The 7,683-nt window shown below is 45.0% G+C and carries 10 protein-coding genes and 1 pseudogene; 3 read left to right on the top strand and 8 right to left on the bottom strand.

Features of this window, described 5'->3' with window-relative positions; all coding sequences use genetic code 11:
• A pseudogene (locus AK963_RS35785) lies at positions 1–176 on the top strand (IS256 family transposase); the annotation flags it as partial.
• Positions 177–201: 25 nt separating this feature from the next.
• Here AK963_RS35785 and AK963_RS22900 read toward each other — a convergent pair.
• The 7 genes from AK963_RS22900 to AK963_RS22870 all read right to left on the bottom strand — a co-directional run bounded on the left by AK963_RS22900 (position 202) and on the right by AK963_RS22870 (position 3,986).
• On the bottom strand, positions 202–1,227 hold the full coding sequence (locus AK963_RS22900) for a class I SAM-dependent methyltransferase (RefSeq protein ID WP_066017730.1): 1,026 nt from the start codon (positions 1,225–1,227) through the stop codon (positions 202–204).
• 417 nt (positions 1,228–1,644) lie between these two features.
• Positions 1,645–1,983, bottom strand: a complete 339-nt coding sequence (locus AK963_RS22895) for a high-potential iron-sulfur protein (RefSeq protein WP_066017729.1) — start codon at positions 1,981–1,983, stop codon at positions 1,645–1,647.
• 104 nt (positions 1,984–2,087) lie between these two features.
• Positions 2,088–2,513, bottom strand: a complete 426-nt coding sequence (locus AK963_RS22890; RefSeq protein WP_066017728.1) for a EutP/PduV family microcompartment system protein — start codon at positions 2,511–2,513, stop codon at positions 2,088–2,090.
• Positions 2,513–2,884, bottom strand: coding sequence for an ethanolamine utilization microcompartment protein EutS (eutS, locus tag AK963_RS22885; RefSeq protein ID WP_020582494.1), 372 nt, complete (start codon positions 2,882–2,884; stop codon positions 2,513–2,515). Before eutS ends, AK963_RS22890 begins: the two co-directional genes overlap by 1 nt.
• Positions 2,885–2,948: 64 nt before the next feature.
• On the bottom strand, positions 2,949–3,422 hold the full coding sequence (locus AK963_RS22880; protein WP_066017727.1) for a cupin domain-containing protein: 474 nt from the start codon (positions 3,420–3,422) through the stop codon (positions 2,949–2,951).
• Positions 3,423–3,456: 34 nt separating this feature from the next.
• The gene (locus AK963_RS22875; protein ID WP_066017726.1) at positions 3,457–3,720 is read right to left on the bottom strand and encodes a hypothetical protein; all 264 of its coding nucleotides are present in this window, start codon (positions 3,718–3,720) and stop codon (positions 3,457–3,459) included.
• Positions 3,717–3,986: a EutN/CcmL family microcompartment protein gene (locus AK963_RS22870; protein ID WP_020582491.1), complete on the bottom strand. Its 270-nt coding sequence runs from the start codon at positions 3,984–3,986 to the stop codon at positions 3,717–3,719. The genes AK963_RS22875 and AK963_RS22870 overlap by 4 nt, the downstream gene beginning before the upstream one ends.
• Positions 3,987–4,321: 335 nt before the next feature.
• Here AK963_RS22870 and AK963_RS22865 point away from each other — a divergent pair, with 335 nt between their 5' ends.
• Both AK963_RS22865 and AK963_RS22860 read left to right on the top strand, forming a co-directional pair.
• On the top strand, positions 4,322–6,055 hold the full coding sequence (locus tag AK963_RS22865; protein WP_066017725.1) for a hypothetical protein: 1,734 nt from the start codon (positions 4,322–4,324) through the stop codon (positions 6,053–6,055).
• Positions 6,056–6,512: 457 nt separating this feature from the next.
• On the top strand, positions 6,513–7,292 hold the full coding sequence (locus AK963_RS22860) for a nuclear transport factor 2 family protein (protein WP_066017724.1): 780 nt from the start codon (positions 6,513–6,515) through the stop codon (positions 7,290–7,292).
• Positions 7,293–7,435: 143 nt separating this feature from the next.
• Here AK963_RS22860 and AK963_RS35780 read toward each other — a convergent pair.
• The coding region (locus tag AK963_RS35780) for a hypothetical protein (protein WP_238593821.1) at positions 7,436–7,683 on the bottom strand (248 nt) is incomplete at its 5' end.

Here is a 7,683-nt window from a genome sequence, read left to right as displayed (position 1 = left end):
GCGTCATTCGTAAGGCGATCAAGAACCGGAAGATTTTTCGGACTGATGAGTCAGTCATGAAGGTAATCTATCTGGCCATGGAAAAAGCTTCCGAGAAATGGACCATGCCGATCAGGAACTGGAAAGCAGCCATGAACCGGTTTGAAATTATGTTTCCTGACCGGTTCAAGGAGTAATAGTTTTGGTGGCGTTTACACAGAATTATTTACAGGCTCTGCTGATAGTAACTTCATAGGCTACAAATGGGTTCTTACCAATATACTCTTTGCCCAGCAAACTATCAGGATTCTCAGCGTTGTATTTTTCTTGCTCTTCATGATCGTTGAAGCAGCCTGTATGACTCTTAATCTTTACATTACCACTAAGGCATTTTTCGAGAGCCATGACATATTCGTCAGCTGAGTGGTAATAGTTGGGTACCACCATTCCAGGTAATTTCCTGAATATCGCAGCTCCGGGTTCAAGAGCTGCAAGCTGGTCATCGGTCATGATAACCTGGTATTGATTATCTATCAGAGCAACGGTAGCCCTATATATAAAGCCTTGGCCGTTGAAAGCAGCCTTAACCTGTTCTGCAGCCTTTGGATCGTTTGGGTTGATGGCACGAAGCTTTTCGTCAATACACTTAAGGCGCTCTTCTTTCTGTATATCAGTGAGACTACCATCCGTGAAAACCGTTGCAAAATTATCCGGGGCGGTGATTATGCATTGTCCACCCTCATTAGTCGCACGAGTCATGACCTCTACGTACTTAGTTAAGTCTCTAATATTACAGCCAACATTGACACTGAGCGTAACATCGAAGCTCTGCCTGACAGAAGGTATAAGCCAATTGGTCGTTGTCGCATCCCCTACTATAAATTGAATCTTTTCTTTAATTTCTGGAGACAGATCTTCACGTTTAGCGATAGCCACCCGAATCATTTCTCCGTTGATATCAACACCCACTACTGAGCGAGCTTGCAATGATTTAGCGCAAATAATGGAATCTGGGCCCGTTCCACATCCCGCATCGAGAACGTGTCTTCCAGGTACTATTACTCTTAAAATATAAGCAAGCCACTTGTCCAAGAGCTCTTTACCATCAGCTCCATGGCCTGTGGAGTTGTATATTTCAACAGCTGTTGGATTCCAATCCGTTCTGTTGCCTAAATGAGAAGGCCCCTGACTTGCACCTGTTATGTCAGTTTGATTTGTAGGGCTGTGACTCAGACCGGTAGAGAGCATACTAATTCTTACCTGCATATTTGTTTAAGTTAGAAACGTCCTTTTACACATATCCGCATGCTATCAATGAGGACATATTCTGTTTTCGACTATGCAGTGCTGATTTAGTTCAAAAGCCTGTGAGTTAATCTGAGGGCAAGAAGGGGAAATACCAATCGAACTTTCTAGCCAGACTATTGTGCTGGAGATATGGACGCCAGCCCTGGGTTTGAATTCCTCGCAATACCCGAGGGCACAAGTAGCCCCGATATTACTTGTCATTCCGCCTTGTTATGGCAACCATAACACCATGGTCATTACGGTAGTTTAGAATGCACGATTGGTATAAAAATTCAATGTAACTCCCCTAGGGTAGTGCCACAAAATACCATTGCCGCCTTTAAGGGTACTTCCGTTTTGATTGTTTTCTTCCCTGAATCAAGATGGTTTTGGAACCCAGGCTTTACACCATCCTGCAGGTTCTACGGAATTTGCCGGGAATAGCTTGCAACCTTTGTTGTCAGGGGTATAGAGCGCGCAGTTCTCACACTTCCGGCCTTCCTGGTAACCATCTATGGATTTAGCCGCTTCCTGAGTTTTCTTGTAGGAGAGCCCCATTGCCACAGGGTTGGACTCATCAAGAGCTGGAAGAGCGTCAGCTCTGGCTTGACGACTGGGGATATTTAGAAGAGGAATAAGCGCAGAAGCAGCGGCCAGTTGTAAAAAACGGCGCCGTGTGGGACCACGCTTCTCAGAATCGAACGATTTCTCAGACATGGGATTACCTCATCGTACTTTTATGTTTTTTAAGCCTGATGGTGTCAGGTCTTAAAACTTTTTTATTCATACGAGTGGGTATATCTCACGGATCATGCGAGAAATCAATTCTCAAGCCAGGCTTTCAGTGACTCCAGACCGTTACCTGAGTAGGCGCTGATCTCGAATATTGTTTTGATGCCTGCAGCCTTAAGTGCTTTTCGAGAGAATTCCGGATCGGCTTTTTCACTGTCGATCTTGGTGATGATACCAATCACTTCCCGGTTGAACATACTGGCAAAACCAGGGGGGATCAGGTTCTGCTTTCTTGAGCAGTCGTGCACTACGGCAATGACCTGGTAATCAACAGACGATGACATCAGTGCGGCATAAAAACGACGATTTTCAATAAACTCCCCAGGTGTATCGAGTATGAAATCGCTGTACTCCATGGCCTGGGTTTTTTTGTACTTCAACTCCTGCCCATAGAGAGCCTGAGTTAATGTGGTTTTGCCTGAGGTGGTCGAGCCCACCAACATCATCTTTTTCATCAGGAGCGGGTAACCTGCGTAGGGGAGAACTTCAGGTTGTCCCTGAGCATATCCATGGCTGCATTCAGTCCAGCTTCAACACTGCCTACATCGCCAGTAATCACCAGGCAGCCAGAGAAACGATCCAGAAAACCGATTTCAACACCAGCCGCTTTGGTTGCAACGTCTGCAGCAATCATTGAGGCTTCGCTGGGGGTGATGGTCATAATGCCGATAGCGCTGATGGTTTCAGCATCAAGACCCAGTTTGATGACCAGGTCTTCCTGAGGGTGAGCAATCAGATGCGCCAGAGTGACCTGTTTACCCGGTACGTACTCCTGAATGATGCGCTCTTTCTTGTCGAGAAGGTTTTCCTGGAAGTTGCCACTCATGATTATTTACGACTCTTGTCTTGCAATTGATATGGCTGACGAAACGCCAGCCATATACGATTCATTACTGTTGCTTCTGGCGTGCAATCTCTTCCCAGTTAGCTGGGTAAGCGACAAACATAAAGCGGGCGAAGTCCGGGGCGCTGAACTGGATTGTTGATCCCTTTGGAATAAACATCACATCGCCGGCATGGCCAACCACTTCACGGCCGTCGATAATAATTTTCAACGTACCTTCTACGATGTAATCCACTTCGTCGTACTCCAGAGTCCACTCAAATGTGGTCTGGTGAATTTCCATCATGCCGCAGCCAAGGCGAGGGCTTTCATCCAGATCAAGGATGTCGGTGATAAATACTTTGTCACCTGGGTTGCCTGTGTCAAAAGGTTTGCACTTGACGGTTGGGGCCTTGATCACCGCAACACCGGAAGGATCGGCGTGCTTCTCAAACTCAGGGGCAGCGGCCTGCCTGGTCAGCTGTTCAGCCACCACTTTACGGATGATTTGTTCCAGTGCTTCCGGGGTAATCTGATTCATGGGCAATCTCTTGAATACGATGTGATAAACAGGATTATTTGAGCAGGCGCTTTAATACTTCCTGCTGAACTTGTGCGATATGCTCTGGGGAAGAGATATGGAATTCCCCGATAAGGAGCTGATGAATGCGCTTTTTCAATACTTCTACTGAGCTGGCCTGGGAGCTTCGGATAACCTGAATGCCCTGAATTTTTGCCAGATCATCGGCTCCAGGAGAAAGCAGCATGCCTTTTTCAAGGATGAGGCAACCATCAGAAACGAAGTCGTGAAGATTGTTGCGGGTGATGAGGCGGCTCATCGGCTCACCTCCATGTTGTCCACAATACCAACAATGGCTTCATCAACCGGGCCTTCAGAAGGGCGTATGGCTCTTCGGGCAGCACCACCTCTGGCGACCAGAACAATGTCACCAATGCCGGCGCCAACGGTATCAACGGCAACCAGTGACTGACCGGTTTCCTGTTCGCTGGGGTTGATCAGCTCGACGATCATTAATTTGAAGCCACTGAGACCATCCTGTTTGCGGGTGGCCCAGATGTTGCCAGTTACCTTGCCAATCAGCACTTGCCATACTCCCGGAAAATGGTTGGGCTCGAAATTTCAAGGTTGAACATTAATACAGGGGTTGGAAAGCTCAGTTGACGAAAGTCAGTTTTCCAGAAATCAGAAAATTAACCTGGATCAATATTTGGGCAGTTTTTATGCCTTAGCTATTGCTCTCGAACCATTGATATGTGGATGAGCGGCAATGATTGACAGTCACTCTGACATCCTTGTTATTACTTTTGACCAATAATGTGGTTCTTTCGTAAAAATAAGAGGGGCAAGTAATGAATTTTTATAGAAACAATAAGGTCTAAATTCAGGTATTCGCTTAATAGAAATATGGATGTTGTATCATGAACAATATAAGCCCTGAAGCATTAAGTACCCCTGCTTTTCTTAGAACCCTTTGTGAATCCATGGAAAAAATCCGGGAAGATCATGGGGATAATGTCAGAATTGGTTTCTTTAATGGGTGGACTGTTGGGTTAACAACAGAAGGCTCTGAAACAGAAAAAATGTGGATCAACTTTTTTAAGCAGAGAGGGGTGGACTATTGTGCTAGTGAAGGGCTGGCAATGAATATAGTACTCGTGAGGAGCAAGATTGAGGAGATCCAACCCTTGCAAGGCGCTGTTTCAAACAGTAGAGGTACAGGAATATCTCAGATAAGGCCCGTTTTTGGCACTTCTACTAGTAATGGTGCCAACGCCCCCCGGCGATATACTGAGTCCGGGAATATTCTGGCTTGCCCCAGTGAAGACATGGAAGCTGGCAGAGGGGGGTTAGATAGAACTTTCGGTTTCCGTGATACTGAAAGCATGGCTTCTACATCTGGCTATATGCCGTTTCCCAGTCAGTCCCCTCCCTTGCCTGCAATAGAGCCTGTCGCTCATAATGCTTTAGAACTACCTGAGGGGTTAGAGCAAAATCTTTTACGTTTTATCGAATTTAGCAACAAATACTGTAATGGTCATGGGCTTTCCTGGGACATGATTCATGATGGTCTTCATCGATTGAAATTAAATCAGGGTGTTCTTGAAAAGTTGAATGGTTTTTTACGTAAAGTGAACCAACATCCAGAACATGCACGGCAGCATTTTACTAACAATCCAATGTATGGCCAGAGTGAGACAGAAGGAAGTGTGCAGAATAGTGGACAATTGTTCAGCAGAGTGAGTCAGCTTATGCAGTTTATGATGAAGGATGCTGATACAGACACTGTTTCAGCAATGCTTCATCAGGCTGCAGCACGACAGGAAGATGATTGCCATGACCAAACCCTTAGTATCGTTGACCGGCTCTTTGCGGAAAGGCATTTGTCTGGGATTAAAAAATTAGTAGCAGAATTTAGAGGAAGAGATATTGACTGGCAAGATTTGTTGATCGGAATGAGAAAACGATTTCATCAGGATGCTTTTGACACGATATTAGGAAATATCAGATATAACGACAAGGGCGATCAACGCCCATTAATAGAGCATCCTGAGTATATTGCTCTTCATGGTATGTTTAAGAAACTCTTCAGTTATAACTCTTATCATGGAACAGGTGTCTGTGGCTTTCCTGATGATAGCTCAAGCTTATTGTTCGATCATTGGGAGGGGACTGTCTTTGAGTGGAAGAATATTTTTAATCAGTTTACGAAACAATTTTTAGAGTGTATTCAATCGGAAGATCGTTTTATCAATTTTCTGAAGGATGCATTTGATGATAAAGGTGAAGGCTCTTTAGGTGAGGCTTTTGACAAAATGCCAGAGGTTGCTGAGAAGCTCTCAGTAGTACAGAACGCTAGTCATGAGCTGCTGGAGGTATTTGAAGACCCGGATAGTCAGGTAGCCCTTTCTCTTTTCAATGACCTGGGAGCTACTCGTACCCAGGCATTAAGGCAAGCCAGAGATGAACTAATTAGAGATAAAGTTAGAAGGTACAAGGGAGAGGTAGAAAATACTTTACCGATACACACCATTTCAATACATCGATTGGTCATTACGGAGAAGTCCATGAGGCTTAGAGGTGGTGGTGGTGTATATCATGCAAATGTTGTCCAGGCATCTCACCGGGAAAACCGTTTTATGAGGGCTTATTAACGCTTAATACATCATAGTTCGGAATAATTATCTGGTGTGTTTAACCTTAATAGCCATTCAAACCAACCAGTCAATTCCCTCCAACGCTTGTTGAAACCACTTCATCGCTTTGCCTTCTGCCCTTTTGTGCCAGGCCATGAATATGGTTTGGTTGGGGTGAGGCAATACAGGCTTTCTCAACCAGCGCTCCACTATCCAGCCACGGCTGGGTAGGGTGTCTTGGAACAAAACCAATGCTGCGACCAAGCTGAAGACGTTGGTGTTTGATTCACATTGATCAAGCGTTTGGTTTGAGTTTTTCTCTGCTTCGTCTAGCCTTTGTTCTTACTGTTTATTCTATTTTTCCCTCTATATGAATGATGGCCATCAGCAAAGCTGATGGCCATCATTTTCCTCTTTTGATGTGTTGATGGATTTCCTTAAAAACCATTGCCTGTTGATGGCATAGGAGGTACCGATGACGCTGACCAACAAAGAAAAAGTGGTACAACTGCTGAAGGGCCTGGAAACAGGTGACACCAGTGCGTATGCATATATAAACCCACAGAAGTATGTGCAGCACAATCTTGGTGTTGCGAACGGTTTTGATGGGTTCAAGGCATTGATGTCTGACCTTCCGAAGGGCAGTACAAAAGTGGATGTGAAGCGGGTTTTCGAAGATGGGGATTATGTCTTTACCCATATGGATTATGACTTTTTTGGACCAAAAGTAGGCTTTGATATTCTTAAGATGGAAGATGGTTTGATTGTTGAACACTGGGATAACCTAATGGAAAAAGCGACTTCTCCCAATGCCAGTGGTCACACCCAGACGGATGGCTCCACGGAGATTACTGATCGGGATAGAACGGCAGAAAACAAAGCACGGGCAGCAAGCTTTGTAAAAAACGTTTTGATGGAAGGACAGTTCGATAAGATCAGCGAGTACATTACCCCCGGAACTACTCATTACATTCAGCACAGCCCATTCATTACCGATGGGGTTGAGGGTTTACAGGCTGCAATAGAGCACATGGCGGAGCAGGGGGTTACCATGGAGTATAAGAAAAACCATAAAGTGTTGGGTGAGGGCAATTTTGTATTGAGTGTCAGCGAGGGAGAGTTTGCAGGTAACCATGTGGCGTATTACGACCTGCTTCGTCTTGAGGATAATAAAATAGTAGAACACTGGGGAGCGATAGAGACCATCCCGCCGGAGTCGGAGTGGAAAAACAGCAACGGTAAGTTTGGTTTCTGACTCCAGGAGGCTGTTGACGTTTCGTTGCGTGCTCAGTGGCTCGGAAAGGCGTCATTTGCGCGAAAGACGTGTGGTGACTATAACACTTCTTACTGCCAACGGGGTGCCAGGGCAGTAAGAAGTAAAAAGATGAATTAAAGATATTAGGGTTGATTAATCAAAGCCATGCCAACAATCCTGGGGTCTTCGGCATTTTGATGGTTAATTATTGTAAAATAGAATGGGCGATCAAAATCAAAGTTGAGAAGTTCTTTGTGAGTTATACGGGGAATGTAATTTAAATTGTGTAAACGCTTGTCGTTAATACTCCAAAATGGAGAATAACAATGAGCGTTGAAATCAACGAAAAACTGGTAGATCAAATAGCCAGTCAGATTAAAACTCAGGATGA

The sequence above is a fragment of the Endozoicomonas atrinae genome (assembly GCF_001647025.1).
Classification (GTDB): Bacteria; Pseudomonadota; Gammaproteobacteria; order Pseudomonadales; family Endozoicomonadaceae; genus Endozoicomonas; species Endozoicomonas atrinae.
Note: the sequence above shows the minus strand (reverse complement) of the source record. Positions and strands in the feature narration are given on the sequence as shown.